Genomic DNA, 25,518 nt, shown 5'->3' with positions numbered 1-25,518 from the left:
ACACTGAGGTCCATGCGAACCGGACGTCCCCTGCTTGCCGCAGCCGCCCTCTCCGCTCTCACCCTCGGCGCCGCCCACACCTTCGGTCCCGGCGCCGGCGCCGCCGATCCCTCCGGAGCCGCCGCGCCCGCACCCGGCGCGGTGGTCGCCGCGGCGTCGTGCCCGGTCGACGCGAAATACCCCAAGCGGCAACTGCGCGGGGTCTGGATCGCCACCGTGAACAACATCGACTGGCCGACCCGGACCGGCCTGACGGCCGCCCAGCAGCGGGCCGAGTACGTCAAACTCCTCGACAAGGCCGCCAAGCGCCGGTTCAACGCGGTGTTCGTCCAGGTCCGCCCGGCCTCCGACGCGTTCTACCGCTCCGCGCTGGAGCCGTGGTCGAAGTTCCTGACCGGTACGGCGGGCAAGGACCCCGGCTGGGACCCGCTGCCCTTCCTGACCGCCGAGGCGCACAAGCGCGGCATGGAGTTCCACGCCTGGTTCAACCCCTACCGGGCGGCCTACGACACCAACGTGAGCAGGCTGCCGGCCACCCACCCGGCCCGCGTCCACCCCGACTGGGTCGTCAAGCACGAGGGCCGCCTCTACTACAACCCCGGCCTGCCGGCGGTCCGCGACCACGTCACCGCGGTCATCAAGGACGTGGTCGAGCGCTACGACGTCGACGGCGTGCACTTCGACGACTACTTCTACCCCTATCCCGGCGGCGGCAAGAAGTTCGCCGACGGCGACGCCTTCGCCCGGTACGGCGGCGGCGCGAAGCTGGCCGACTGGCGCCGCGCCAACGTCAACAAGCTCATCGCCCAGGTCGACCGGGTCGTTCACGCGACCAGGAAGCCCGTGAAGTTCGGCATCAGCCCGTTCGGCATCTGGCGCAACAAGTCCAACGACCCGACCGGCTCGGCCACCAGCGGCATGTCGGCCTACGACGCCATCTACGCCGACTCCCGCCACTGGATCCGCAGCGGCACGGTCGACTACGTCATGCCGCAGCTCTACTGGCCGCGCGGCTTCCGGATCGCCGACTACGACGTGCTGACGCCCTGGTGGGCCAAGGAGGTCCGGGGCACCGGCGTGCACCTGTACATCGGCCAGGCCCTCTACCGCGTCGGCGCCACCGACACCCCGGCGTGGCGCAAACCCGGCGAGCTCCCCTCGCACCTCACCCGCAACCGTGCATACCCGGAGGTCCTCGGCGACGTCTACTTCAGCGCCAGGCAGGTCGGCGGCAACCCGCTCGGCGTGATGGACCGGATCGCCCGCGACCACTACTCCCGCCCGGCGCTGATGCCCCTGATCAAGGAACGCGGCGGCCGTGCCCCGGCCGGCCCGGACAACGTCAGGATCCAGGGCGCCACGCTCATGTGGAAGGCCTCGGCAGGCGCGCGGGCCTACGCCGTCTACCGGGTCACCTCCGGCGAGGTGGGTCCGTGCGCCGTCGCCGACGCCCGCAACCTGGTCGCGGTCGTCCCCGCCTCCGCCGGCACCCGCCAGACCTTCGCCCTGCCGGGCGGCGGGACATACCTCGTCTCCGCGCTGGACCGCCTGCACAACGAGAGTCCCGCGAGCCGGGCCGTCCTTCCCTGAAACCGGTTCGCTGGACCCGGACCCCGATCTTCCCCTACGGTGCCAGAGCATCCGATGGGGCGCTGGGCCCACGACCAGGGAGGTCACCGGTGAGGCGGACGCTGATCACGGCCGCGCTGCTGCTGAGCGTGCTGTGGCCGGGAGCCGCGCAGGCCGCTGCGGTCAGGGCCGAGGCCCCCTCCGTTCCCGCGGACGGGCGGGTGGTCCTGATCGGGGTTCCCGGGCTGCTGTGGAGCGATCTGAGCCCGGAGGGCACGCCCAACCTGTGGCAGCTGGCCGGCCAGAGCGCCGCGGGTTCTCTCTCGGTCCGCACGGTGGGCAGGGTGACCTGCCCCTATGACGCCTGGCTGACCGTGTCGGCCGGGATCAGATCCGCCGTCGGGTACGGCTGCGGCCTGCCGCCGGTGCCCGAGCCCGTCAAGGGCGGCGCGGTCATTCCCGACTACGACTACCTGCACCGGGTGGCCGGGCAACGCGGCGCCGGCACGCTCGGCGAGGCCGTACGCGCCGCCGGCGACTGCACGCTCGCGATCGGGCCGGGGGCCGCGCTGGCCCTGGCCGACCGGTCCGGGAAGGTCGACCACTACGCCCCCTCCCCCGCGCAGGTCCGGGCCGAGGCGCTCGCCCGGTGCCGGGTGGTCGCGGTCGACGTGGACGACCTCATCCGGCCCTACCTGGCCGAGGACCGCCTCCCCCGCGTCGAGGACGCGCTCACCGCGCAGCAGCGGTCGACCGCGCTGCTGCGGGCCGACGCCAAGGCCGGGGCGGTGCTCAGCGTGCTTCCCGGGGACGCCACCGTGCTGCTGGCGGGCCTGTCCGACCACGGAGCCCAGCCGCACCTGCGGGTCGCCATGATGCGCGCGGGCGCCGGCGGCCAGGACCGCTTCCTCGGCGCGGCCTCCACCCACCGCGAGGACGTCACGATCCTGCCGGACATCACGGCCACGGTGCTGTCGGTGATCGGCGCCCCGGTTCCGCCCTCGGTGGTCGGGACCGCCTGGCGGGCGGGCGAGAGCCGTACCGGCGGGATCGCGAGCGCGCGGGCCGAGCTGATCGCCGCCGACGTCGCGGGTCAGACGATCAGAGAGATCGGCGGGGCCTTCTTCACCACCGTCGCCGTGCTCCAGGTCCTGTTCTATGTCATCGCGTTCCTGCTGCTGCGCCGCGGACGCGGGTTGGGCCGGGTGCGCGTGGCCGCCGTCGTCCTCGCCTCACTGCCGGTCGCGACCTACCTGGTCAACCTCACCGACTGGCGGCACGCCGGGACGCCCGTGCTCTCCCTCGCCGGGGGGATCGCAGGAGCCGCCCTCCTGCTGGCGGCGGTGGCCCTGGTGGTGCCGTTCCTGTGGTCGGCCGCGTTCCGGTTCCTCGTCAGCCGGGGACGACGCGGTTCGGGCCCCCGGAACCTGCGCTCCCGCGCCCGGAACGTTCCCGGCGCGCTGCGGCGCAGCCGCCCGCTCGGGCCACTGGCGATCGTCACGGCGGTCACCGCGGCGGTCCTCGCCGGCGACCTGCTGACCGGGACGACCCTGCAGCTCAACAGCGTGATGGGCTACACCGCCGTGGTCGGCGCGCGGTACTACGGCCTGGGCAACATCCCCTTCGCCCTGTTCGCCACCTCGGTGCTGCTGCTGGGCACGGCACTCGCCCACCTGCTCGCGCGTCTGGGGCACCGGGGCGCGGGGGTCGCCGTCGTGATGACGCTCGGCTGCTCGGCGATGATCCTCGGCGGCTGGCCGGGGGTGGGCAGCGACTTCGGCGGTGTGATCGCGTTCGTGCCCGGCATCGCGGTCACCGCCCTGCTCCTGTCCGGCCGCCGGATCTCGGTCGTCCGGCTGGGCGCGCTCGTGGCGGCGGGCGGCGTCACCGTGATGGCGATCGCCTACCTCGACTACCTGCGCCCGCCCGGTTCCCAGACCCACCTGGGCCGGTTCGTCGGCCAGGTGTTCACCGGCGAGGCGATGGACGTGATCGGCCGCAAGTTCGGCGCGATGATCGGCACGCTGCTCAGCCCGAACCTGATGCCGATCGTGATCGTCGCGGCCGCGTTCCTCGTCTACACGCTGCTGCGGCCCGCGGCCGCCAGCGCCGGAGTGCTGCCGGCCGCCTTCGAGCACTCTCCCGCGCTGAAGGCCGGGCTGATCGGCACCCTGGTCAGCGGGGTCGTCGGCATGCTGGTCAACGACTCGGGCGCGGCCGTGCTCTCCATGGCCCTGGCGCTGGCCGTACCGCTGGCCCTGTCGGCGGGCGTCGCGGTCCTGCGGGAGCGCGAGCAGACGCCCTACGAGCCGCCGGGCCAGCAGTCCGCCAGCAACGACCTGGTGTCGCGCAACAGCTGAGGCAGCACCTTGGTCTGGCCGACCACCGGCATGAAGTTGGTGTCGCCGCCCCATCGGGGCACCACGTGCTGGTGCAGGTGGGCGGCGATGCCCGCGCCCGCCACGACGCCGAGGTTCATCCCCACGTTGAAGCCCTGAGCCCCGCTGGCCTTGCGCAGCGCGGCCAGCCCGCGCTGGGTGAAGGCGGCCAGCTCGGCGGTCTCGGCGCCGTCCAGGTCCGTGTAGTCCGGCACGTGCCGGTAGGGGCACACGAGCAGGTGACCGGAGTTGTAGGGGTAGAGGTTGAGGACGGCGTAGACCTTCTCTCCCCGCGCGACGACCAGCCCGTCCTCGTCGCTCAGCTTCGGGATGTCGCAGAACGGGCAGCCGTCCCCCGGGCCCGCGCCGGTCGGCTTGTTCTCCCCCTTGATGTAGGCCATCCGGTGGGGAGTCCAGAGCCGGGCGAACGCGTCGGGAGTCCCTGCCCCGTGCTGCGTCCCAGGCTCCGTCCCGTGCTGCGGCTCGTCGCTCATGGCGGTCAGCATATTGCCAGGCAGATCCGCGCGTTCTGGCGGCATCCCAGTCGGGCTGCTTTTCCCCATCAGCAGCGGACATATACGGCATACTTCCGGCAGAATCCCAGCGAGCGAGCCAGATGACAGCCGAGGAGCAAGCCATGACCGACGTCTCCGTCGAGGAACCCCTGGAGCGGCCCACCGGGGAGATCACCGAGGAGGCGGAGGCTCCCGAGGCCTCCGGGTCTCCCGCCGAGGCGAGCGCCACCGTTCGCCCGTTCTCCCTGAGCATGTCCGTCGCCTCGGCCCCCGAGCCGACGTCCTCGGCCGTGGTGAAGGGCCGGATCAAGGTGGCCGACGAAGTGGTCGAGAAGGTCGCCGCCCTCGCCACGCTCGAGGTGGCCGGCGTCGCCGACATGGGCGAGGACCCCGCTCATGCGATCGACCCGGCGCGCGAGCGCGCCGGCGCCAGGCGCGGCCCCCGGGGCGTCGTCGCCCACGTCCAGGACCGTACCGTCGCCGTGGACGTGGCGATCGTGGCCGAGTACGGCCACGCGGTCATGGACGTTGCCAACGAGGTCAAGACCAACGTGGCCCGCACGGTCAGCCGGATGCTGGGCATGCGCGTCGTCGAGGTCAACGTCAACGTCGACGACGTCCGGCTGCCCGGCGAACCCGGTTTCGAGCCCGCCGGGGAGGCCGGGGCCGAACTCTGACGCCTCCGCGGCGACCGGCCGTCGCCGGGGACCGCACCGGCGGCGACGCCCCGCGCGGGCACGGCGCCGGCGTCGCTCCGGCCACCACCCGGATCCGGCCGGTCGGGGTCCGCCTCGGTCAGGCCGGAGCGGCGGCTCCCCGTCCGACGGCCCCGTTGTGCTCCCGGCGCGGGGCGCCGGGGAGGAACCCGGCGAAGTAGCTCGCCACCATGTCGTCGTCTCCGTGCCCCTGTGTCCCGGCCCGCCGCAACCGCGCACCGGCGGCCTCGGCCAGGTCCACCGAGACTCCGGCGGCCTCGGCCGCCTCGGCGATGAGCCGGGTGTCCTTCTCGGCGTTGCGCACGGTGAAGCTGGGCGAGTAGTCCTCGTCCAGCACGGCCTTCATCTTGGCCTGGAGATAGGGGCTGTCCATCGGCCCGCCGGTGATCACCTGGCCGAACAGCGCCGGATCCACATCGAGCCCCTTGGCCAGGGCGAGCGCCTCGGCCAGCACGGAGGTCATCGCGATCCCGAAGCCGACCGTGGCGAGCTTGAGCCGGGTGGCGGCGCCCGCCTCCCCGACCCACAGGGTCTTGCTGCCGACGGCGGCGAAGACGGGCTCGAGCCGCTCGTCGGCGGGTCCCGCCGCGAGGATGACCAGGGTGCCGGCCTCGGCGGGCTGCCGGGTCCCCTGCACGGGCGCGTCCACGAACACCAGTCCGTGCGACCGGGCGAAAGCGCCGAGCCGGTCGATGGCGGCCACGCCCACCGTGCTCATCTGCGCCCACGCCTGCCCGGCCCGCAACCCGGGAACGGCGGCGGACATGACGTCATGGACCGTGTCGCCGTCGTTCAGCATCGTGATCACGACGTCTGCGCCGGCCACGGCCTCAGCCGGACCGGTGGAGACGGCGACGCCCTCGGCCCGCAGCGGCAGGGCCTTCTCCTCGGTCCGGTTCCACACCCTGACCTCGTGGCCCGCCTTCGCCAGGTTGCGTGCCATGGCCGCACCCATGATCCCGGTGCCCAACAGCGCGACGGTGGTCATAGCGAACTCCTATCTTGAATGAACAGTACAGATAGCACCAAGTCAACGACCGTGGCCAGCCGCCGGCGGTCGGCGCCGGCCTTGCCCTGGACGCGCAGCCCCTGGATCGTCGTCACGACGAGGTCGGCCATCGCGGTCACATCGGCGTCGGGCGGCAGTTCGCCGCGCTCACGGGCGCGGCGCAACACGGCGGTGACGGCCACGGCGTTGCGGTCGAACGCCCCGCCGACCACCCGGGCCGCGACCCGGTCGTGCGGCAGCCGCTCGGTCGCGGTGTTGGTGATCAGGCAGCCGCGCCGCTCCGGGTCGGTGACGGTCGTGTCGACGATGTAGAGCAACAGGTCACGGAGCACGTCGCGAGCCGGGGCCGCGCCCTCCAGGCGTGCGGCGACGTCGGAGGTGGACTGCTCGGCGTAGCGTGCGAGCGCGGCTTCGTAGAGCCCGTCCTTGCTGCCGAACGCGGCGTACAGCGAGCCGCGGCCGATCCCGGTGGCCTCGACCAGATCCTGGATCGAGGTCGCGGCATAGCCCTTGCGCCAGAAGACGCCGATCGCGGCATCGACCACCGCGTCGGTGTCGAACTCTCTCGTCCTGGCCATGCGCCTCACGTTACCCTATATCTGTAACGATCAGTCAATATCCAAGACGAAGATCGGCATGTTCCGGAGACCGCCGATCAAGGAGCCCCGCCACGAGACCGGGGCCGCCACCCGCGGGATCCGGCGACGGCTCACCTGTCGGCGTGGTACGCCGCCTCAGCCGGGATGCCGCGGTGCGGAAGGACGGCGCGGCGCGGAACGACCCTGGGGCGCGTCACGGCCGGGATCGAGATGAGCAGGGAGGTCCGCTCTTCACGGAGGGCCTCACCCGTCCCGTCCAGGAGCCGTTCCCACGGGGCGGGCCAGTCGACCGGAAACTCCACTCCACCGACCCGCAACGTCGAGCCGGGGCCCAGTTCCGCCAGCACGAACTCCAGCAGCGCCGCGACCTCTTCCCTGCGCTCGGCCACCACCTCGATCCGGTAGCCGAGGTCGTACGGCACGCCCGCCGACCGGACCACGAAGCCGTTCCGGGTGAAGTCGGTTCTGATCTCCTCCCCGGGGACCCGGGTGAGCGCGTGCTCGATCGAGTGATTGACGAGCAGGAGGTAGGGCTTGGCCTGGTCCCGCGCCACCTGCAGGACCGCCCTGACCGGCGTGCCGCCCAGGCTCAGGCGGTCGTCCAGGCGGGCGAGCAGGGCCGCGTCGACGTCGGCCAGCAGCTGGGGCCGCACGGCCGCGGGAGGCGTGAGCCGTACCGACGCGGGAGCGTCGAGGAAGGTGATCCGGATCGCCGAGCAGGCGGTGCGGACCGAGGCGGGCAGGTCGTCCAGGGAGAACAGCACCCGCTGAGGCGAGCCGGGGTCCGCGACCGGGACGTACCGGTGCCAGCGGTTGGCGGCGGAGGCGATCGGGGCCTCCGCCGAGCCCAGCCGCACCTCGCAGAAGAACGGCCGCTCGGCAGTCCCGTCGGCGAGCCGGTCCCCGCCGGCCCACAGCTCGATGTCGTCGAAGCCCCGCAGATCCACCGGGCCTACGGAGCGCTCCAGGAAGTGACCGGCGGCGGACGCCGAGACCACGGCGGTCCGGCTCGGCGGGAGGACCGGGCCGGGCGCGATGGAGATCTCCGCGGACGGGACGCCACCGGGAGCGAAACCCCGCCATCCGGACAGATCGACAAAGTCATCAAGAATGAGGCAAGACACGCATCCACTGTGCGGGCGGCCATCTCCACTGTCAACGCTCCGCGATCGTGTCACAGCGGTGCGTAATCACCCTTGAGGGTCCGCTGAGCGGCCGATGACCGGCCCGCCGTCGCCGGCCGCGACGGGGCACGGCCGGCGACGGGGTGGTGGTGCGGGGTGGGCGCAGGTCAGACCTGGACGCGGCGCTCGATCGCGTCGACGATCTCGTCGATCGCCTGCTCGACCGGGACGCCGTTCTTCTGCTCACCGTTGCGGAAGCGGAAGGAGACCGCGCCGCCTGCGATGTCCTCGTCACCCGCCAGCAGCATGAACGGCACCTTGGCCTTCTGCGCGTTGCGGATCTTCTTCTGCATGCGGTCGTCGGAGGCGTCCACCTCGATCCGGACGCCCCGCTCGCGGGCCTTCTTGGCCACGTCCTGCAGGTAGGGCGCGTGGGCCTCGGCGATCGGGATGCAGACGGCCTGCACCGGGGCGAGCCAGGGCGGGAACACGCCCGCGTAGTGCTCGACCAGGACGCCGAAGAACCGCTCGATCGAGCCGAACAGCGCCCGGTGGATCATGACGGGCCGCTGCCGCGAGCCGTCGGCCGACTGGTACTCCAGCTCGAAGCGCTGCGGCAGATTGAAGTCGAGCTGGATCGTCGACATCTGCCACGAGCGGCCGATCGCGTCGCGCGCCTGCACCGAGATCTTCGGCCCGTAGAACGCCGCGCCGCCCGGATCGAGGACGAGCTCGAGGTTCTCCGACTCGGCGACCTCGCGCAGCGTCTGGGTGGCCTCCTCCCAGTCCTCGTCGGTGCCGACGAACTTGACCGGGTCCTTGGTGGACAGCTCCAGGTAGAAGTCGCTCAGGCCGTAGTCGCGCAGCAGGTCGAGCACGAAGCGCAGCAGCGAGGCCAGCTCGTCGCGCATCTGCTCGCGGGTGCAGTAGATGTGCGCGTCGTCCTGGGTCAGGCCGCGCACCCGGGTCAGGCCGTGCACCACACCGGACTTCTCGTAGCGGTAGACCGTGCCGAACTCGAACATCCGCAGCGGCAGCTCGCGGTAGGACCGCCCGCGCGCCCGGAAGATCAGGTTGTGCATCGGGCAGTTCATCGGCTTGAGGTAGTACTTGGCCCCCTCCAGCTCCATGGGTGGGAACATGCCGTCGGCGTACCAGTCCAGGTGGCCGGAGACCTTGTAGAGGTTGTCCTTGGTGATGTGCGGGGTGTTGACGAAGGAGTATCCCGCCTCCTCGTGCCGGCGCCGGGAGTAGTCCTCCATGATCTTGCGGATCACGCCGCCCTTGGGGTGGAAGACCGGGAGCCCGGAGCCCAGCTCGTCGGGGAAGGAGAACAGGTCGAGCTCGGCGCCCAGCTTGCGGTGGTCGCGCTTCTCGGCCTCCTCCAGCAGGTGGAGGTATTCGTCCTGCTTCTCGCGCGACTCCCAGGCGGTGCCGTAGATCCGCTGGAGCTGCGGGTTCTTCTCGCTGCCCCGCCAGTAGGCGCCGCCGGAGCGCATCAGCTTGAAGGCCGGGATGGACCGGGTGGTCGGCACGTGCGGGCCGCGGCACAGGTCCTTCCAGCACAGCTCGCCGGTCTTGGGGTCGAGGTTGTCGTAGATGGTCAGCTCGCCGCCGCCCACCTCGACGCTCTCCTCGTCGGCCGCGCCGCCCTTGAGCCCGATGAGCTCCAGCTTGTACGGCTCCGCGGCCAGCTCCTCGCGGGCGGCCTCGTCGGAGACGGGCCTGCGGGAGAAGACCTGCCCCTGCTTGACGATCTCGCGCATGCGCTTCTCGATGCGCTTGAGGTCGTCGGGGGTGAACGGGTTCTTCACGTCGAAGTCGTAGTAGAAGCCGTTCTCGACCGGCGGGCCGATGCCGAGCCTCGCCTCGGGGAAGATCTCCTGGACGGCCTGGGCCATGACGTGCGCGGTGGAGTGGCGGACGATCGCCCGGCCGTCGGCGCTGCCGGCCTCGACCGGCTCGATCACGTCGCCGTCGGCCACGGCCGCGGCGAGGTCCTTCAGCTCGCCGCCCGCCCGGGCGGCGACCACGGAGCGCCCGTCGGCGCCGAGGGCTTCGCCGTACGTCGTGCCCTCCGCCACCACACGCTCGGCTCCGGCGAGGGTGATACGCAGTTGCGGCACGGCAGACACGGTTGCTCCTTCATCGAGTGGTCGGAGAACCGATGCTACCGGTGACCGCAGCGCGAAATCTCAGCCACTCCGGCACGCCGGGCGCGTGATCCGTCCCGATGTTCCCGATCCCCGGGCGGACGGGCTCGCGCGCCCGCCCGGCGGGGGAGCCCGCCCCTGTCCGCCCCCGATGTATCACTACGCTTGGTCCCTGTGAACGCAGCACCTCAGACCTCCGGCGCCCACGGCGCCGGCATCGCGACCATCACTCCCGACGGGACCGTGCTCGACACCTGGTTCCCCTCCCCCCGGCTGGGCGAGCCCCCCTCCACGGGCACCCGGCGGCTGACCGGGCAGGAGGCCGCGGCGGCCCTCGGCCCCTCCGTCGCCGCGCTGCTCGGCCCCGACGCCGACCGCGGCGTGGAGGTGGTCGCCGTGGAGACCGGGATCGCCAAGCTGTCGGAGCCGCCCGCCGACGCGCACGACGCCTACCTCCGGCTCCACCTGCTCTCCGCCCGCCTCGTCCAGCCGCACGGGCAGAACCTCGACGGCCTGTTCGGCCTGCTCAGCAACGTCGTGTGGACCAACCACGGCCCGTGCCCGGTCGAGGGTTTCGAGGAGGTACGGCTGCGCCTGCGCGCCCGCGGCCAGGTGACCGTCTACGGCATCGACAAGTTCCCCCGGATGGTCGACTACGTGGTGCCGGCCGGCGTCCGGATCGCCGAGGCCGACCGCGTCCGCCTCGGCGCGCACCTGGCCTCCGGCACGACGGTGATGCACGAGGGCTTCGTCAACTTCAACGCCGGCACCCTCGGCGCCTCCATGGTCGAGGGCCGCATCTCCGCGGGCGTCGTCGTGGGCGACGGCTCCGACGTCGGCGGCGGCGCCTCGATCATGGGCACCCTGTCGGGCGGCGGCAAGCAGGTCATCTCCATCGGGCGGCGCTGCCTGCTGGGCGCCAACAGCGGTGTCGGCATCTCCCTGGGCGACGACGCGGTCGTGGAGGCCGGCCTCTACGTCACCGCCGGCACCAAGGTGACCCTCCCCGACGGGCGGGTCGTCAAGGCCGCCGAGCTCTCCGGCTCCTCCGGGCTGCTGCTGCGCCGCAACTCCACCACCGGCGCCGTCGAGGCCGTCCCCCGCCAGGGCACCGGCGTGGAGCTCAACAGCGCCCTGCACGCCAACGACTGACGCCGTGACCGGGGGGCAGGGGGCGATGCCGGACTCCAGGGTGGGCACGCGGGTCGCGCGGTGGGTGACCGGGCTGTTCGCCCCGCAGGCGCTGGTCATCGTGCTGCCGCCGCTCATCGGGCTGGTGACCGGCGGCTGGCCGGGCGCGGGGTGGGGGCTGGTGGCCTCGGCGCTGTGCGGCGGGGTCCCGGCCGGAGTGATCATGGCCGGGGTCCGCTCCGGACGGCTCGACTCCCACCATCTGGTCGACCGGGAGAGCCGGACCAGGCCGCTGCTGGTGGCGATGGTCGCGGTGGTCGCCGCGCTCGTGCTCCTCGTCCTGCTGGACGCGCCCCGGCTGCTGGTCGCCACGGTCTCGGCGATGCTGGCGGCGCTGGCCCTGACGGTCCCGATCACGCTCAGGTGGAAGATCTCCTTCCACGCCGCCGTGTCGGCGGGCACCGTGGTGCTATTGGCCCACGTGCTGCCGGCCGTACCGACCGTGGCGGTGGGGGCGATGCTGGTGGCGCTGATCTGCTGGGCGCGGGTGCGGCTCGGCCACCACACCCCGGCCCAGGTCGCGGCCGGGGTGGTCAGCGGCGCGGGCTCGGCGTGGGCGACGCTGGCGGCGTTCGGTATCTGAGGTTCCGGGCCGGAGGCCGCCGGTCAGTCCCTGCCCCTGAGGTAGGCCAGGACGGCCAGGACCCGCCGGTGGTCGTCGCCCGCCGGGGGCAGGTCGAGCTTGGCGAGGATGCCGGCGATGTGCTTGGCGACGGCGGCCTCCGTGACGACGAGGGCGCGGGCGACGGCGGCGTTGGAGCGGCCCTCCGCGACGAGCGCCAGGACCTCGCGTTCCCGCGGGGTGAGGCGCTGCAGCGGGTCGCGGCGCCTGGCGAGGAGCTGCCTGACCACCTCGGGGTCGACGACGGTGCCTCCGGCGGCGACCCGTTCCAGTGCGTCGGCGAACTCCTCGACGTGCCCGATCCGGTCCTTGAGCAGGTAACCGATCCCCGGTCCCATCAGCTCGGCGACATAGGCCTGCTGGACGTACTGGCTGAGGACCAGCACGGGCAGGTCCGGACGGGCCCGGCGCAGGGTCAGCGCGGCGCGCAGTCCCTCGTCGGCGAAGCCGGGGGGCATCCGCACGTCGGTGACCACGATCTCCGGCCCGTGCTCCTCGACGGCGGCCAGCAACGCCGGGGCGTCGCCGACGGCGGCGGCCACGGTGTGGCCGAAGCGCTCCAGCAGGCCGGCCAGCCCTTCCCTGAGCAGGACGGAGTCCTCCGCCAGCACCACACGCACGCGCAACTCCTCCGATCGTCACCACAGCCGCCCGGCGCGTCCCTCATCCGGCCGGGCCGTCCCCGCGCGGGATCTCCACCCTCAGCAGGGTCGGTCCTCCCGCCGGGCTGGACAGCGACATCCTGCCGCCGACGGCGGCTACCCGGTCGGCCAGTCCCGCCAGTCCGGTGCCCGCCGCCGGGTCGGCCCCGCCGGCCCCGTCGTCCGCGATCTCCATGACGAACGTCTCCCCGGCCAGGTGCCCCCTGATCCGGCAGCGGCTCGCCCGGCTGTGCCTGGCGACGTTGGCGAGCGCCTCGGTGATCACGAAGTAGGCCGCGGCCTCGGCCGGGCCGGGCAGGCGCACGGGCAGCACGATGTCGACCTCGGCGGGGACGGGCGAGCGTCCGGCCACGTCGAGGGCGGCGTCGGCCAGGCCGAGATCGGTGAGGACCTTCGGGTGCACGCCCCGGATCAGCTCTCTCAGCTCGGCCAGGGCGAGCAGCGCCTGCTCGTGCGCCTCGGCGACCCGTCCGGCCGCGGGAGAGCCCGGCTCCAGGTCGAGCCGGGCCATTCCCAGTGAGAGCGTGAGCGCGACCAGCCGCTGCTGCGCGCCGTCGTGCAGGTCCCGCTCGATCCGGCGGCGTTCCAGCTCGAAGGCGTCGACCAGGCGGGCCCGGGACCGCACGACCTCGATCAGCTCGGCGTCGCGGGGAACCAGGATCACCCGGGTCAGGAGCGCCCGCGCCCCGGCCCAGGCCGCGACCGGGTAGGCGGTGACCGGCAGGAGCACGGCCCCGACGACGGCCAGCAACAGCCCCAGGGGCAGCGGCGAGCCCGGCTGGAGCGGCGCCGTGAGCAGCATCCCCGGGAGCCCGCCGGCCAGGACGAGCACCCCCAGGTCGATCCATCCCAGGGCCAGCAGGGAGGCCAGCGTGTATCCGAACTCCCGCCAGGTGGACTGCTCCCCCAGGCGGACGCGCAGCCAGGCGCGCAGACCCGGCTCCGGGGATCCGCCGTGCGGGTCCGGGACGGGCGCGGTGTCGACCAGTCGCAACCGCCACCGCTCGAACCGCCCGATCACGAGCCCGCCGCCCGCGATGGTGAGCATGCCGAGCGCCACGGCCGCCGGGATGCCGAAGAGGATCGCGATGTCGATCAGGGTGAACGTGACGATCCCGAACAGCGCGCCGGACAGCAGGTACGCCAGGGACCGCCACGGCCACGAGGAGCGCAGGAAACCCAGCGGCCGCCGGGTGAGCGCCTCCAGCGCGGTCCGCGCGACCGGTGGCGTCCCCTTCGGTCCTCCCGGACCGCCCGCGCTCGCAGGACTCACGGGACTCGCGGTGACCTCGGCGCTCGCGGTGACCTCGGCGCTCGCGGAGCTTCCCGGACGCGCAGGGCTCACGGGATCCCGGCCGGCCACCGTGGGCACCGGCCCGCCGCCCGCTCCGGAACGGGGCTGGAAACAGGGTCCATGCCCCGACCGTAACGGTTCCGCACGGTCTGGGCAGTAGTGCCAGATGTAGTCTTCTTCCTCGTCCTGCCGCCAGTGCGCCGCAACCGCCCGCGGCGTTGGCTTGCGCCATGACGACTGCGACTTCCACGACGCCCTCCACGGCGATCGAGACCGTCCGGCTGCGGTCGGTGAGCAAGGTGTACGGCTCCGCGGCCGGGACGGTCACCGCGCTGGATGCGATGACCGTCTCCTTCCTCGCGGGCACCTTCACCGCCGTGATGGGCCCTTCCGGCTCCGGCAAATCCACCCTGCTGCACTGCGCGGCCGGGCTGGACCGGCCCACCGGAGGCGAGGTGACCATCGACGGGACCGAGCTCGGCCCTCTGGACGAGACCGCGCTGACCCTGCTGCGCAGGGAGCGGATCGGGTTCGTCTTCCAGTCCTTCAACCTGGTCTCCGCGCTGACCGCCGAGCAGAACGTGGCCCTGCCGCTGCGGCTGGCCGGGATCCGGCCCCGGGACGCGGAGGTGCGCGCCGCGCTGGCCGAGGTGGGGCTGGCGCAGCGGGCCGGGCACCGGCCGGGCGAGCTGTCCGGCGGTGAGCGGCAGCGGGTGGCGATCGCCCGCGCGCTGATCACCAGGCCCGCGGTGCTCTTCGCCGACGAGCCCACGGGGGCGCTGGACAGCGCGGCCTCGCGGGAGGTGCTCAGGTTGCTGCGCGACCTCACCGACCACCGGGGCCAGACAGTGATCATGGTGACCCACGACCCGGTTGCCGCCTCCCGCGCCGATCGGGTGCTCCTGCTCGCCGACGGCCGGGTGGTGGACGAGTTCACCGCCGGTGCTCCTGCCGGTGAGGACCGGTCCGGCGGCTCCGGCGGCGGGCCGGGCCCCGCGCCGGCGGAGCGGGGGCTGAGCCCCGAGCTGATCGCGGCGCGGATGGCCGTGCTGGAGGCGTCGTGCTGAGGACGGCCCTGATCATGGTGCGGGGCCGGTGGAGCGGCTTCGCCGGGGCGTTCGTCGCCCTCTGCCTGGGCGTGGCCCTCATCTCGATGACGGCCCTGGTGTACGTGTCGGCCGCGCCCCGCGTCCCGGACCGGTACGAGGGCACCGGCGTGCTGGTCCGCGCCCCCGCCGCCGAGCAGGCGGAGGGCTTCTTCCTGGAGGACCGGCCCTGGTCTCCGGAGGCCGTCACGGTTCTCACCGGCCGGTTGCGCGGCGTCCCCGGGGTGACGGCGGCCGTCGCCGACCGGTCCTTCTACGCCCAGGCGGTCGTCGGCGGCCGTCCGGTTCCCGGGTACTCGCGCGGCCACGGCTGGTCGAGCGTGGCGCTGGCGCCGTACGGGCCGGTGGAGGGCAGGCCGCCCGAGCGGGACGGCGAGGTGGTGCTCGACCGGGCGCTGGGCATCTCCCCCGGCTCCCCGGTGACCCTGCTCACCGCCGCCGGACCGGTGCCCTACACCGTGACCGGCACCCTCGACGCGCCGGGTTTCCATGTGACCGACGCCGCGGCGGCCCGGCTCTCCGGCGGGGTGCGGGTGATCGGGCTGGTGACCGCGGCGGACGCGGATCCGGCCCGTGTCGAGCGCATGGCCCGCGAGATCGTCGGCGGTGAGGGCGAGGTGCTCGCCGGGGACGCGCGGGCGGCGCTGGAACCGCGGTCCGACGCGCGGACGCGATGGATCGGCACGCAGGTCCTGGCGGGCATGGCGGCCGTCTCCGGGTTCGTCTCGGTGTTCGTGGTGGCGTCCACGTTCGCGTTCGGCGTGGTCCAGCGGCGGCGGGAGTTCGGGCTGCTGCGGCTGGTGGGCGCCGCACCCCGGCAGGTGCGGCTGATGGTGTACGGCGAGGCGCTCGCGGTCGGCGCCGTCGCAGCCGCGGCCGGAGCGGTGCTGGGGGCGGTTCTGGCCCCCGCGCTCGGCGGGCTGCTGGTCGAGGCCGGCTTCGAACCGCCGGGCTTCTCGGTGCGGGCCGCGCTCTGGCCGCCGGTCGCCTCGTTCGGGATCGGGCTGGGCGTCGCCCTGCTCGCCGTCTGGTCGGCCTCGCGCAGAGCCGGGCGGGTACGCCCGCTGGAGGCGCTGCGCGAGGCCGAGGTGGACCGGCGCCCGATGACCCCGGCGCGGTGGATCGGCGGGGCGGTTCTGACCGCACTCGGAATCGGGCTCGCCGCGGCCACGGCCGGGGCCGCGGCCGACGCGATCGTGAACTACTGCCTGTACGCCGCGATGGCGCTGATCCTGGGCCTGACCCTGCTCGCCCCGGTGGTCGTCCCGCCGGTCGTCCGGGTGCTCTCCTGGCCGCTCTCCCGGACCCGGGGCGCCGCCGGGATGCTGGTGCGCGAGGAGTTGCTGGCCGCGGTGCGCCGTACCGCGGCCACCGCCGCGCCGATCCTGGTCACCGTGGGGTTCACGGTGCTGGTCACCGGCATGACGCAGACGACGGCGGGAGCCTTCGCGCTGGGCCGGACCGCGGCGGTGCGGGCGGAGGCGGTGGTGGTGCCGGACGGCACACCCGGCCTGTCGGACGCCGCCGTCGCCGCGGCGGGCGGGGTCGCGCTGCTGCCGACCACGGTGTACGGCGAGGGAGGGCCGCCGCTGGAGGCCGCCGGGATCACCCCCGAGGCGCTGGCCCGGTCGGCGGACCGGCTGGAGGTCGTCGAGGGTTCTCCGGGCGCGGTCCGGGGCGGCGACGGCGCCGGCGGCACAGAGCTCGGTGCGGTCGTGGCCCGGTGGCTGGCGGACGAGCGCGGCTGGCGGGCGGGCGGCGCGGTCACCCTGGCCTTCGAGGACGGCCGCACCGAGACCCTGGTCGTGACGGCCGTCGTCGCCGACGCCCCGGTCGCCGTCCTGCTTCCCCGGGACACCGTACGGTCCCATGATCCCTCCGCCCTGACCGGGGAGGTCCTCGTCGACGGCGCGGTCCGGGCCGAGATCCCCGGCGGCCGGGTGCTCGGCGCGGACGCCTACGCGAGGAACGCGGGTGACGAGGAGGATCGACTCGTCTGGATCTTCACCCTGATCCTGGTGGGCATGGCGGTGGGCTACACCGGTCTGGCGGTCGCGAACACCATGGTGATGGCCACCGCGGGGCGCGCCGCCGACTTCCGGGTGCTGCGGATGGCGGGGGCCACGCCCCGTCAGGTGCTCGGGGCGGTCGCCGCCGAGTCGGCCGTCGTGACCGCGCTCGGCACCGCGCTCGGCGTGGCGGTCGCGTTCCCGGCGCTGCTGGGCATGCGGTCGGGGCTCAGCGAGAAGATCGGCGCTCCCGTGCCGCTGATCGTCCCGTGGCCGGTCGTGCTCGGCGTGATCGGCGGCTGCCTGGTGCTGGCCGTGGGCGCGGCGGTGGTCCCGGCGCTGGCGGCCGTGCGCCGGGGCCGCTGACAGCCGCCCCGGCGGGACCCGGCGGGACGCGATCAGACAGGCGCTTCGACCTCCTGTGCCGCGCGCCGCCGCAGGAGCACTCCTGCGGCGGCCGCGGTGAAGAACATCAGCACGCCGTAGACAGCCGCCGGGATGGCGGTCTCGGTGCTGCCCAGCAGGCTGATGGCCACGGTGATCGCCAGGGTGCTGTTGTGGATGCCGATCTCCATGCAGGAGGCGATGGCCTGGCGCGCCCCCACCCCGGCCAGGCGGGGCACCCAGTAGCCGACGGTGAGGCTGAGCACGCTGAACAGCAGAGTGATCAGCCCGACCGAGGCGATGTAGCCGCCGAGGTTCCCCGCCTCCTTGACGATCGCCCCGATGATCACGGCCAGCAGGATCACCGCGGACAGGATCTTGACGGGCTTCTCCATCCGGGTGGCGAAGCCCGCGGACCTGGCCCTGACCGCCATGCCGATCGCGACGGGGATCAGGACGATCAGGAAGACCTGCGCGGTCTTGTCGAACTGCAGGCCCACCTGACCGCCCCCGCCCTGGAAGTGGGCGATGGCCAGGTTGGTGACCAGCGGCAGCGTGAAGACGGCGAGGACGGAGTTGATCGCGGTCAGGGTCACGTTGAGCGCGACGTCGCCGCCGAACAGGTGGCTGTAGAGGTTGGCGCTGGTGCCGCCCGGCGAGGCGGCCAACAGCATCATGCCGACGGCGAGGCCGGGTGCCGGTCCGAAGGCGCGCACGAGCCCGAAGCAGATCAGCGGCAGCACGACGATCTGGCAGAGGAGGGCGAGGAAGGCGGCCTTCGGGTAGACGACCACGCGGCGGAAGTCCGCGACGGTCAGCCCCAGTCCGAGGCCGAACATGATGACGGCGAGGGCGGCGGGCAAGAAGACACTGGTCAGAGCGGAGTCCACGGGCGATCCTTACCGCTGGGAGGTTGGCCGACAGAATCCCCTTCCGGAGTCCGCGCTGTCCATAGCCCGCCGGCGCTCTGTTGCCGATCCGATGCACGAGCAGGCCGGTCTCCCTTCGGTCGCCGGGGCCGCCGCTCCCGTCGGCGCGTTCGCCGGGGACCGCGCGTCACCCGGCGTCTTCCTCCGGCGGGGGATTGACCGGCAGGCACATGGTGAAGATCGTGCCGCCGCCGGGTCGCGGGGCTGCGGTGATGGTGCCGCCGTGCGCGGTGACGATCGCCCGGGTGATCGCCAGGCCCAGACCGGTGCCCTTGATCCCGGACTCGTGGGCGGTGGAGGCGCGGAAGAACCGGGAGAACAACTGCGGGTACTGCTCCGGGGGGATGCCGATTCCGGTGTCGGCGACGGTGAGGGTGACCGTGACGTCCCGGTCCGGGCGCTCGTCGTCGCAGTCGGTGTGGCGGGCGGCGACGGTGACGGCGCCACCGGCCGGGGTGTACTTCACGGCGTTCGACAGCAGGTTGTCCAGCACCTGGCGCAGCCGTACCGGATCGGCGTGCACGCGCAGGTGACGGTCCAGCTCGGAGGTGACGGTGATCTGCTTGGCTTCGGCGGAGGGCCGATGGTCGTCCACGCTCTGGCTCACGAGCCGGGTCAGCGACACCGGACGTGGCTCGATGGCGACGCCCCCGGCGTCGAGCCGCGCCAGATCCAGCAGGTCGTCGACCAGACTCTGCAGGTGGGCGCTCTTGCGGTCGATGACGTCGGTGAACGCGCGGTGCTCGCCGGTCAGCTCGGGATCGTCCAAGAGCATCTCCGCGTAGCCGCGGATGGCTCCGATCGGTGAGCGCAGCTCGTGGCTGACCACGGCGACCAACTCGTCCTTCATCCGGTCGAGTTCCTTCAGCTGGCGCACCTGCCGCTGCTCCTGGGCCAGCAGGCGCTCGCGCTCCTCGGCCAGCCGATGGCGCTCGGTGACGTCGGTGGAGATCCCGTCGACGAACAACCGCTCGCCCTCGCGGCGGGGCATTCCGCGGGTCCAGATCCAGCGGGTGACGCCGTCCACGCCGATGAGGCGGTATTCGAGCTGCGCCGGGCTGCCGGAGGCGAGCTCGGCGCAGAAGCCGGCGAAGACGTCCCGGTCGTCGGGGTGCAGATAACGAGCGATGATCTTGATCATGTCGCCCTCGGTGTCGGTGGACACCCGCCCGCCGAGCACACCGGCGCCCTGGGAGCTGACGTACACCGGGCGCGCCCTGCCGTCAGGCATGACCTCCGCGGTCCACACGTTGTCGTTGAGCTGCGCGATGACCTGGTCGAACTGCCGGCGGGTGGCGGCCAGGGCCAGGGCGAGCTCCTCGGCGCGGCGGCGCTCCATGTAACGGCCCGCGTGGGCGCAGATCCCGTCGAGCAGGTCGAGCAGGTCGTCGTCGGGCGCCTCGGCGGACTCGGAGAAGAAGAGCAGCACGCCCAGTACCTGCCGGCCGCTGGACACGGGAAGGCCGATGGCCGCGTGCAGACCCGCCTGCAGCGCCTCCGGCTTGCGCGGGAAATCACGGGGATCGGTGGGCAGGTCGGAGATCCACAGCGCACGGCGGCCGGCCCGCACCATCCCCGGAAGCCCCTGGTCGGGGAGCAGCGCTCTCTGTTCTCCCGCGAAGGCCGACAGGTCCCGGTCGGGCCTGCTCCAGAAACCGATGCGGGTGATGGCGGCTTCGTCTGCGGTGACCTGCCAGTACTCGCCGCAGCACCAGCCCAGCACGCCGCCGACCGCGGCGACCACGTCGGTGGCCGCCTGCTCGCTGGAGTTCGCCTCGGCCAGCGCCTGGGCGACGGCGTGCTGGGCGGTGCGCAGCACCTCGGCACGGTGGTGGTCGGTGATGTCGTGCATGGCGGCCACCGCGCCCAGGCGGTGCCCGTCGGGAGTGTCGATCGGGCGGCTGTTGACCACGAACCGGCGCGGCGTCCTGCCGGGCGCGCAGACCATGATCTGCTGGCCGTCGACGTGCTCTCCGGCGAACGCCCGCGCCAGCGGCACCTGTTCGGCGGACAGCCTGGTCTCTCCGTCCGGGGCGAACAGATGGTAGTCGCCGGCCCAGGCGTCCACGTCCACCGGCTTTTCGGGCACGCCGTGAATGTCACGCAGCGCCCGGTTGAACAGCGCCAGGCGCCCCTCGCTGTCGCAGGCGACCACCCCGGTGTCCAGACTGTCCAGCAACGCCTGCAGGAACACCTGCTTCTCTTCCAGCTCCCGCCTGTCGGCGTGACGCTCGCTGATGTCGTGCAGGAAGGCGTGCACGACCGGCTCGTCGTGTTCGACGTCGACCTGCAGCGCCGCCTCGACGGGGAACTCCCGGCCGCTCCGGTCCACGACCGTCAGCTCCACCCGGTGCCCGGACGCCGCCGGGGCGCCCCGCTCACGCACCCGGCCCAGCTCCTCCTGGTAGCGGCGCCGCAGCCGCGGTGGGACGATCAGCTCACCCGGGGACCGGCCGACGGCCTCGTTCCGGGTCCAGCCGAACAGCTGCTCGGCCGCGGCGTTCCAGGCGCTCACCATCCCCGCCGCGTCGACGGAGATGAACGCGTCGGGGGCGCGCTCGAGGACCGTCCACAACCGGAGCGCCTCCCGGTGGGCCGGCCACGAGGCGATCTCGTCCTCCGCGAGCCGGGCGAGGTCGCCGACCAGTTCCAGGCGCGCACGATCCCAGTCGTGCGGCTCGGTGTCGATCGCGCACAGAGCCCCGAGCACCTGCCCGTCGGGCCCGTGCAGCGGAAACCCGGCGCAGGCGAGCGCCTCCAGCGTCCCGACGGCCCTGTCGTCTCCCAGCCGCCCGTCGGCATGGGTGTCGCGCACCACGACCGGTCCGCCGGCGACCGCGACGCGCTCGCACAAGGGAGGTGACAGCGGCGCCCGCCTCATCTTCGGTCCGGCCGGCCCGACCGCGCTGACCACGACCTGCCGTTCGGAATCGGCCACGGACACCAGCGCGGCCGGTGCGTCGAGCAGGCGGGCCGTCAGCCCGGCCAGCAGATCCAGTGCCGGCACCGCGGATGCGTCAGAAGGGCCGGTACCCCGCCCCTCCTCCGAAACACGACCACGCTCCGTCGCTTCCACGGCACATCTCCCCCGAGACCGCCCGCGCCTGCTCGGCCAGGACCTCTAACACCACGTTAGGCAATCGGCGACGGCGGCGGCGGCCGACCCCCTGGGCTTTGCCCTCATCCCGGGCGCCGTACCGGCGAGCCGGTACGGCGCCCGGCGGCGGACAGGGCCGGTGAGGCCCCGGTCCGGGTGCGGACTCAGCTGCCGGTCCGGTCGTCGACCGGCGCGTCGGCATTGGTCCTCACGGCCTCGATGCCTTTCAGCGCTCCGGCCTTGGTCGTGTACGACTCACTGGTCGCGATGATCTCGCCGTTGCCGGCCACCAGGTTGAAGCGGAATCCCGCCGAGGTCTTCTTCACCACGTATCGCGCTGCCATGAGAGATCTCCTTGCCGGAAGTTGACCGAATGGTTGCGCATGCCCGTTCCCGGGAGGGCCGCGCCTATGCCTGGGAGGCGACGCGTTCGGTGACGGGACGGACGCGGTCGCGGCATGGGACGCCGGTCACCTGGCGGCCGTGCTCCCGGACTCCTCCGCGGCCGCTCTCCGATTCGCACTTCGCCGCGCAGGCGCCAAGACGTGCTCAGCTGCTGCGGCTGCGGTAGGGGCGGTCAGCGGTTGTGGTCGGCCCGCTGCCACCAGGCCGCCGTGGTGAGCGCTCCGGCGATGCCGACCGCCGCCACCAGCAGGTATCCGAGGAGGCCGGGCGGATTCTGATCGGGTCCGGCGATGTCGGCGTACAGCCCGGGGACGGACCAGGGGAAGTAGGCGCCGTAGCCGAGGGCGGCGATGATCTGGGTGCAGAACACGACGGCGAACATGACGGCGACCGCGGCCAGGTAACCGCGCCCGAGGCTGGCGGCCAGCGCGAACGGGGTGGTGAGCGTGACTGCCATCACCGCGACCAGAAGAATCCGTACGACCCCGGCGGCCAGCGTCTGAGCCAAGGCGCCGGGCAGCTCCAGCAGCGCGCCGATGAGCAGGCCGAGCAGTACGGTCCAGACGGCCAGCAGCACCGCCCAGATTCCCGCGACGGTGAACTTGGCGGCGACGACAGCGGTGCGGGAGGTGGGCAGGGCCAGCAGGTCTTTGGCGGTGTGGTCGCTGAACTCGCGGCCGAACAGCCAGATGGCGATCATCCCGTAGATCAGCAGGCCGCCCACGCCGACCGCCTGGGCCAGCAGGGCCAGGTAGCCGGACCAGTCGGCGTCGGCTCCGCTGAGCTGTGCCTTGTCACCGATCAGGCCGAGGGAGCGGGCGCGGGCCGGGTCGGTCAGGATGAACATGAACAGCCCGCACACAGCAGCGGCGATGGTGAAGGCGAGCATGGTCAGCCAGGGCAGGCGGCTGCGCCGCAGTTTGAGCAGTTCCGCCCAGAGCGCTTCACGCATCGCCGGCTCCCACCACGCGCAGGAAGTAGGTTTCCAGGTCTTCGGTCTCCACCAGCAGCCGGGTGGGCGGATGCCCGGCCCGCACCAGCAGGGTGGCGATCTCGTCGGGGCGTTCGATCGCGAGGGCGGCGGTGAGGGTGATCTGGTCCGCGTCGGCGCTGGTGAATCCGGCCGCGGCCAGGACGGCGCGGGCGCCGACGTCGTCGCGGGTGCTCACATGCAACCGGCGGTGCAGGTGCGCCTCCAGCCTGTCGGCGCCGATCTCCTGACGGAGACGGCCGCGGTGGATGATGCCGATTCGGGTGGCCAGGCGGGCGACCTCGGCCAGCAGGTGGCTGGACAGGAACACGGTGACGCCGTGATCGCAGGCCAGGCCGGCCAGCAGGGTGCGGATCTCCACGACGCCCGCCGGGTCGAGGCCGTTGACCGCCTCGTCCAGCACGAGCAGGTCGGGGGCGTGGATGAGGGCTTTGGCCAGGGCCAGGCGCTGCAGGTTGCCCATGGACAGGGCTCGGGCGCGGCGGTCGGCATAGGGAGTGAGCGCCAGGCGGTCGATGACCTCATCGACGGCCTGGCCGCCTGGGCCGCCTACTGCCAGGATGATCCGGCCCTGGCCCGGGTGGTGGACGAAGCGCACGCCGACGGTTTCCTGCGCGCTCTGAGCGGCCGGACGGTGCGTGACTGCCTGCCGCCCCGGCCGCGTGAGCTGCCAATCACCGACCCGGACGCCACCGTGCTGGAGCTGGCGGCGCTGATGGCCCGCACGCACAGCCCGCTGGTCGCTGTGGTGGAGCGGGGCTGGCTGGCCGGGGCGGTCACGCTGCAGGCGCTGCTGGAGCGAGTGCTTGCCGCATGAGCGTGCTCGCCTGGGTGTCGGTGGCGGTGTTCCTGGGCGCGTACGCGCATCGCCACCGAGAAGATCCACCGGGTCGCCGCCGCCCTCGGCGGCGCCGGCATCATGTTGCTCATCCACGCCACGGATGCGGAGGCGGCGTTCTTCTCCGAGCACGCCGGCATCGGCTGGAACGTCGTCTTCCTGCTGCTGGGCATGATGGTCATCGTCGGGGTGCTCAAGGAGACCGGTCTTTTCGAGTACCTGGCGATCTGGGCCGCCAAGAAGGCCCGGGGGCGGCCGTTTCGGCTGATGGTCCTGCTGGTGCTCATCACCGCGGTCGCGTCGGCGCTGCTGGACAACGTCACCACCGTGCTGCTGATCGCACCGGTGACATTCCTGGTGTGCGAGCGGCTGGCGCTGCCGGCCGCGCCGTTCCTCATCGCCGAGGCGATGGCCTCCAACATCGGCGGGGCCGCCACCCTGGTCGGCGGCCCACCCAACATCATCATCGCCAGCCGGGGCGGGCTGAGCTTCAACGACTTCCTCGTCCACATGGCGCCCTTGGTCGTCGTGCTCATGATCGTGTTCGTCGGGTTGTGCTGGTTCATGTTCGGCCGCTCCTTCCGCTACGACCCCGAGCGGGCGGTGCAGATCATGGCGTTGGACGAGCGCGAGGCGATCGCCGACCGGCGGCTGCTGTGGCAGAGCCTGGCCGTGCTCGCGCTGGTGATGGCCGCCTTCGTGCTGCACCCGGCGCTGCACTACGAGCCGTCGGTGGTGGCGATCCTGGGTGCCGGGATCCTGGTGGCCGCCACGAAGGTGACGACCGAGCAGGCGATCGCCGAGGTGGAGTGGCCCACGCTGGTGTTCTTCGCCGGCCTGTTCGTCATGGTCGGCGCCCTGGTCGAGACCGGCGTCATCGGGCAGCTGTCGCAGGTCGCGGTCGGCGCCACCGCAGGTCAGCTGGAGCTGACGACCATGGGACTGCTGTGGGCTTCGGCCGGTTTGTCGGCCATCGTCGACAACATCCCGTACGTGGCGACCATGAGCCCGATCGTCGAGCAGCTCGTGCAGGCCAACGGCGGCAACGACCACGCCCAGGTGCTGTGGTGGGCGCTGGCCTTCGGCGCCGACCTGGGCGGCAACGCCACCGCGGTCGGCGCCGCGGCCAACGTGGTCGTGCTGGGCATCGCGGCCCGCAACCGCACACCGATCAGCTTCTGGCAGTTCACCAAGTACGGCCTGATCGTCACGGTGGTCACGGTGGCACTGGCTGCGCCGTACCTGTGACTGCGCTACCTGGCCTGAGGCCTGTCCTGTGAATCATGAGAGCCGGCCCGAAGTCGCGACCAGCAGGGACCGGCAGCGGTAGACCACCGCGCGCCTGGCCCGCCCGAGAGGCCAGCGCGCGGTACCGCCTGAGGCGCGCGACCGCGCGATCCGCCCTGCGGATCGGGCCGGCAGCCGCGGCGGCGGCGAGGGGGGAAGACAGCGCCGGACACCGCCGCGGGGTGGGCTCGCCCCACGGCCCCACGCCGCCGACTTCCGGCGGGCAAACGTGTTCCTTGCAGTGCCCGGCACTTCACCAGGCCCAGGACGGTTCACCGGTGGCCTCCTGGGAGACTGCCCACAGCCGTTCCCGTGCCTGTGTGTCGTAGGCGGAGGCGGGGGCGTCGACCGGCCGGAGGTTCTCGTCCAGGTAGACGCCGCGCAACGCGGATCTGCCCGGGGATGCGGGATCGGCGTGCTCCTGCTAGGTGCCGGTACGGATGGCCAGAGCCGCGTAGGTCTCGCCCAGGCGTTCGGCGGGGATCGCGAGCCGGTTCTTGGGCGCGTACAGAGCCCGCAGGATCCACGGCAGGGTGGCAAGGCGGTCGGCGTCGAGCCGTACGGCGGGCACGCGGACACAGGCGACGTCCAGCGCGCCGCGCGCCCGCAGGGCCAGCGAGTAGGTGGCCATGATCTGGGC

General features: G+C 73.0%; 23 protein-coding genes. 9 read left to right on the top strand and 14 right to left on the bottom strand.

All coding sequences use genetic code 11. The features are described 5' to 3' along the window. The first annotated feature begins 12 nt into the window (after positions 1–12). Positions 13–1,590 (top strand): glycoside hydrolase family 10-like protein, encoded by a 1,578-nt coding sequence (locus tag HS041_RS26215; protein WP_196443442.1) that lies wholly within the window; start codon positions 13–15, stop codon positions 1,588–1,590. 89 nt (positions 1,591–1,679) lie between these two features. Beyond that, on the top strand, positions 1,680–3,929 hold the full coding sequence (locus tag HS041_RS26210; RefSeq protein ID WP_196443441.1) for a hypothetical protein: 2,250 nt from the start codon (positions 1,680–1,682) through the stop codon (positions 3,927–3,929). Here HS041_RS26210 and HS041_RS26205 read toward each other — a convergent pair. Beyond that, positions 3,872–4,441, bottom strand: coding sequence for an HIT family protein (locus HS041_RS26205; protein WP_230879610.1), 570 nt, complete (start codon positions 4,439–4,441; stop codon positions 3,872–3,874). The genes HS041_RS26210 and HS041_RS26205 overlap by 58 nt on opposite strands. 143 nt (positions 4,442–4,584) lie before the next feature. Here HS041_RS26205 and HS041_RS26200 point away from each other — a divergent pair, with 143 nt between their 5' ends. Further along, entirely contained in the window at positions 4,585–5,139 is a 555-nt protein-coding gene (locus HS041_RS26200) for an Asp23/Gls24 family envelope stress response protein (protein WP_196443439.1), read from the top strand. A gap of 118 nt (positions 5,140–5,257) precedes the next feature. On the opposite strand, the gene HS041_RS26195 is transcribed toward HS041_RS26200, so the two are convergent. The 4 genes from HS041_RS26195 to thrS all read right to left on the bottom strand — a co-directional run bounded on the left by HS041_RS26195 (position 5,258) and on the right by thrS (position 10,045). Next, positions 5,258–6,166, bottom strand: a complete 909-nt coding sequence (locus tag HS041_RS26195; protein ID WP_196443438.1) for an NAD(P)-dependent oxidoreductase — start codon at positions 6,164–6,166, stop codon at positions 5,258–5,260. Next, positions 6,163–6,765, bottom strand: coding sequence for a TetR/AcrR family transcriptional regulator (locus tag HS041_RS26190; protein ID WP_196443437.1), 603 nt, complete (start codon positions 6,763–6,765; stop codon positions 6,163–6,165). The genes HS041_RS26195 and HS041_RS26190 overlap by 4 nt, the downstream gene beginning before the upstream one ends. Before the next feature lie 131 nt (positions 6,766–6,896). Beyond that, on the bottom strand, positions 6,897–7,733 hold the full coding sequence (locus HS041_RS26185) for a hypothetical protein (protein ID WP_196443436.1): 837 nt from the start codon (positions 7,731–7,733) through the stop codon (positions 6,897–6,899). Positions 7,734–8,077: 344 nt separating this feature from the next. Then, positions 8,078–10,045, bottom strand: coding sequence for a threonine--tRNA ligase (gene thrS, locus HS041_RS26180; RefSeq protein WP_196443435.1), 1,968 nt, complete (start codon positions 10,043–10,045; stop codon positions 8,078–8,080). 192 nt (positions 10,046–10,237) lie between these two features. On the opposite strand from thrS, the gene dapD reads away from it, so the two are divergent. Together dapD and HS041_RS26170 are read left to right on the top strand one after the other, a co-directional pair. After that, the gene (dapD, locus tag HS041_RS26175; RefSeq protein WP_196443434.1) at positions 10,238–11,215 is read left to right on the top strand and encodes a 2,3,4,5-tetrahydropyridine-2,6-dicarboxylate N-succinyltransferase; all 978 of its coding nucleotides are present in this window, start codon (positions 10,238–10,240) and stop codon (positions 11,213–11,215) included. A 25-nt stretch (positions 11,216–11,240) separates the two neighbouring features. Beyond that, on the top strand, positions 11,241–11,837 hold the full coding sequence (locus HS041_RS26170) for a phosphatase PAP2 family protein (RefSeq protein WP_196443433.1): 597 nt from the start codon (positions 11,241–11,243) through the stop codon (positions 11,835–11,837). Positions 11,838–11,860: 23 nt separating this feature from the next. On the opposite strand, the gene HS041_RS26165 is transcribed toward HS041_RS26170, so the two are convergent. Together HS041_RS26165 and HS041_RS26160 are read right to left on the bottom strand one after the other, a co-directional pair. Next, complete coding sequence (locus tag HS041_RS26165; RefSeq protein ID WP_196443432.1) at positions 11,861–12,496, bottom strand: response regulator transcription factor; 636 nt, start codon at positions 12,494–12,496, stop codon at positions 11,861–11,863. Positions 12,497–12,539: 43 nt separating this feature from the next. Continuing rightward, complete coding sequence (locus tag HS041_RS26160) at positions 12,540–13,883, bottom strand: sensor histidine kinase (RefSeq protein ID WP_307845473.1); 1,344 nt, start codon at positions 13,881–13,883, stop codon at positions 12,540–12,542. Positions 13,884–14,062: 179 nt separating this feature from the next. Between HS041_RS26160 and HS041_RS26155 the strand changes: the two genes are divergently transcribed. Beyond that, positions 14,063–14,899 (top strand): ABC transporter ATP-binding protein, encoded by an 837-nt coding sequence (locus HS041_RS26155; RefSeq protein WP_196443431.1) that lies wholly within the window; start codon positions 14,063–14,065, stop codon positions 14,897–14,899. Beyond that, on the top strand, positions 14,893–17,313 hold the full coding sequence (locus HS041_RS26150) for an ABC transporter permease (RefSeq protein WP_196443430.1): 2,421 nt from the start codon (positions 14,893–14,895) through the stop codon (positions 17,311–17,313). The genes HS041_RS26155 and HS041_RS26150 overlap by 7 nt, the downstream gene beginning before the upstream one ends. A gap of 32 nt (positions 17,314–17,345) precedes the next feature. On the opposite strand, the gene HS041_RS26145 is transcribed toward HS041_RS26150, so the two are convergent. From HS041_RS26145 to HS041_RS26125, 5 genes are all read right to left on the bottom strand, one after another. Next, entirely contained in the window at positions 17,346–18,221 is an 876-nt protein-coding gene (locus tag HS041_RS26145; protein WP_196443429.1) for a bile acid:sodium symporter family protein, read from the bottom strand. A gap of 166 nt (positions 18,222–18,387) precedes the next feature. Further along, on the bottom strand, positions 18,388–21,267 hold the full coding sequence (locus tag HS041_RS26140) for a PAS domain-containing sensor histidine kinase (RefSeq protein WP_196443428.1): 2,880 nt from the start codon (positions 21,265–21,267) through the stop codon (positions 18,388–18,390). Between the two features lie 254 nt (positions 21,268–21,521). Beyond that, the gene (locus HS041_RS26135; protein ID WP_196443427.1) at positions 21,522–21,701 is read right to left on the bottom strand and encodes a YegP family protein; all 180 of its coding nucleotides are present in this window, start codon (positions 21,699–21,701) and stop codon (positions 21,522–21,524) included. Positions 21,702–21,934: 233 nt separating this feature from the next. Beyond that, positions 21,935–22,714, bottom strand: coding sequence for an ABC transporter permease (locus tag HS041_RS26130; RefSeq protein WP_196443426.1), 780 nt, complete (start codon positions 22,712–22,714; stop codon positions 21,935–21,937). Continuing rightward, a complete protein-coding gene (locus HS041_RS26125; protein ID WP_196443425.1) occupies positions 22,707–23,351 on the bottom strand; it encodes an ATP-binding cassette domain-containing protein in 645 nt (214 codons plus the stop codon). The genes HS041_RS26130 and HS041_RS26125 overlap by 8 nt, the downstream gene beginning before the upstream one ends. Here HS041_RS26125 and HS041_RS26120 point away from each other — a divergent pair. Together HS041_RS26120 and HS041_RS26115 are read left to right on the top strand one after the other, a co-directional pair. Then, positions 23,334–23,570: a CBS domain-containing protein gene (locus tag HS041_RS26120; RefSeq protein ID WP_196443424.1), complete on the top strand. Its 237-nt coding sequence runs from the start codon at positions 23,334–23,336 to the stop codon at positions 23,568–23,570. The genes HS041_RS26125 and HS041_RS26120 overlap by 18 nt on opposite strands. A gap of 102 nt (positions 23,571–23,672) precedes the next feature. Next, positions 23,673–24,839 (top strand): ArsB/NhaD family transporter, encoded by a 1,167-nt coding sequence (locus HS041_RS26115; protein ID WP_307845472.1) that lies wholly within the window; start codon positions 23,673–23,675, stop codon positions 24,837–24,839. Positions 24,840–25,131: 292 nt separating this feature from the next. Here the strand turns inward: HS041_RS26115 and HS041_RS39470 are convergent, their stop codons facing one another. Both HS041_RS39470 and HS041_RS26110 read right to left on the bottom strand, forming a co-directional pair. Continuing rightward, entirely contained in the window at positions 25,132–25,263 is a 132-nt protein-coding gene (locus HS041_RS39470) for a hypothetical protein (RefSeq protein WP_255530056.1), read from the bottom strand. A 39-nt stretch (positions 25,264–25,302) separates the two neighbouring features. Further along, positions 25,303–25,509, bottom strand: a complete 207-nt coding sequence (locus tag HS041_RS26110; protein ID WP_196443423.1) for a hypothetical protein — start codon at positions 25,507–25,509, stop codon at positions 25,303–25,305. Positions 25,510–25,518: the final 9 nt, after the last annotated feature.

The sequence above is a fragment of the Planomonospora sp. ID67723 genome, assembly GCF_015711605.1.
Taxonomy (GTDB): Bacteria; Actinomycetota; Actinomycetes; order Streptosporangiales; family Streptosporangiaceae; genus Planomonospora_A.
The sequence above is the reverse complement of the archived record's forward strand: the minus strand, read 5'-3'. Positions and strand labels throughout refer to the sequence as shown.

Excerpts from the sequence above, each read along its gene's own strand:
- HS041_RS26115 (WP_307845472.1), top strand. The coding sequence starts at position 23,673 with ATGTTGCTCATCCACGCCACGGATGCGGAGGCGGCGTTCTTCTCCGAG.
- HS041_RS26170 (WP_196443433.1), top strand. The coding sequence starts at position 11,241 with ATGCCGGACTCCAGGGTGGGCACGCGGGTCGCGCGGTGGGTGACCGGG.
- HS041_RS26155 (WP_196443431.1), top strand. The coding sequence starts at position 14,063 with ATGACGACTGCGACTTCCACGACGCCCTCCACGGCGATCGAGACCGTC.
- HS041_RS26195 (WP_196443438.1), bottom strand. The coding sequence starts at position 6,166 with ATGACCACCGTCGCGCTGTTGGGCACCGGGATCATGGGTGCGGCCATG.
- HS041_RS26205 (WP_230879610.1), bottom strand. The coding sequence starts at position 4,441 with ATGAGCGACGAGCCGCAGCACGGGACGGAGCCTGGGACGCAGCACGGG.
- HS041_RS26200 (WP_196443439.1), top strand. The coding sequence starts at position 4,585 with ATGACCGACGTCTCCGTCGAGGAACCCCTGGAGCGGCCCACCGGGGAG.
- HS041_RS26110 (WP_196443423.1), bottom strand. The coding sequence starts at position 25,509 with ATGGCCACCTACTCGCTGGCCCTGCGGGCGCGCGGCGCGCTGGACGTC.
- HS041_RS26190 (WP_196443437.1), bottom strand. The coding sequence starts at position 6,765 with ATGGCCAGGACGAGAGAGTTCGACACCGACGCGGTGGTCGATGCCGCG.
- HS041_RS26135 (WP_196443427.1), bottom strand. The coding sequence starts at position 21,701 with ATGGCAGCGCGATACGTGGTGAAGAAGACCTCGGCGGGATTCCGCTTC.
- HS041_RS26130 (WP_196443426.1), bottom strand. The coding sequence starts at position 22,714 with ATGCGTGAAGCGCTCTGGGCGGAACTGCTCAAACTGCGGCGCAGCCGC.
- HS041_RS26215 (WP_196443442.1), top strand. The coding sequence starts at position 13 with ATGCGAACCGGACGTCCCCTGCTTGCCGCAGCCGCCCTCTCCGCTCTC.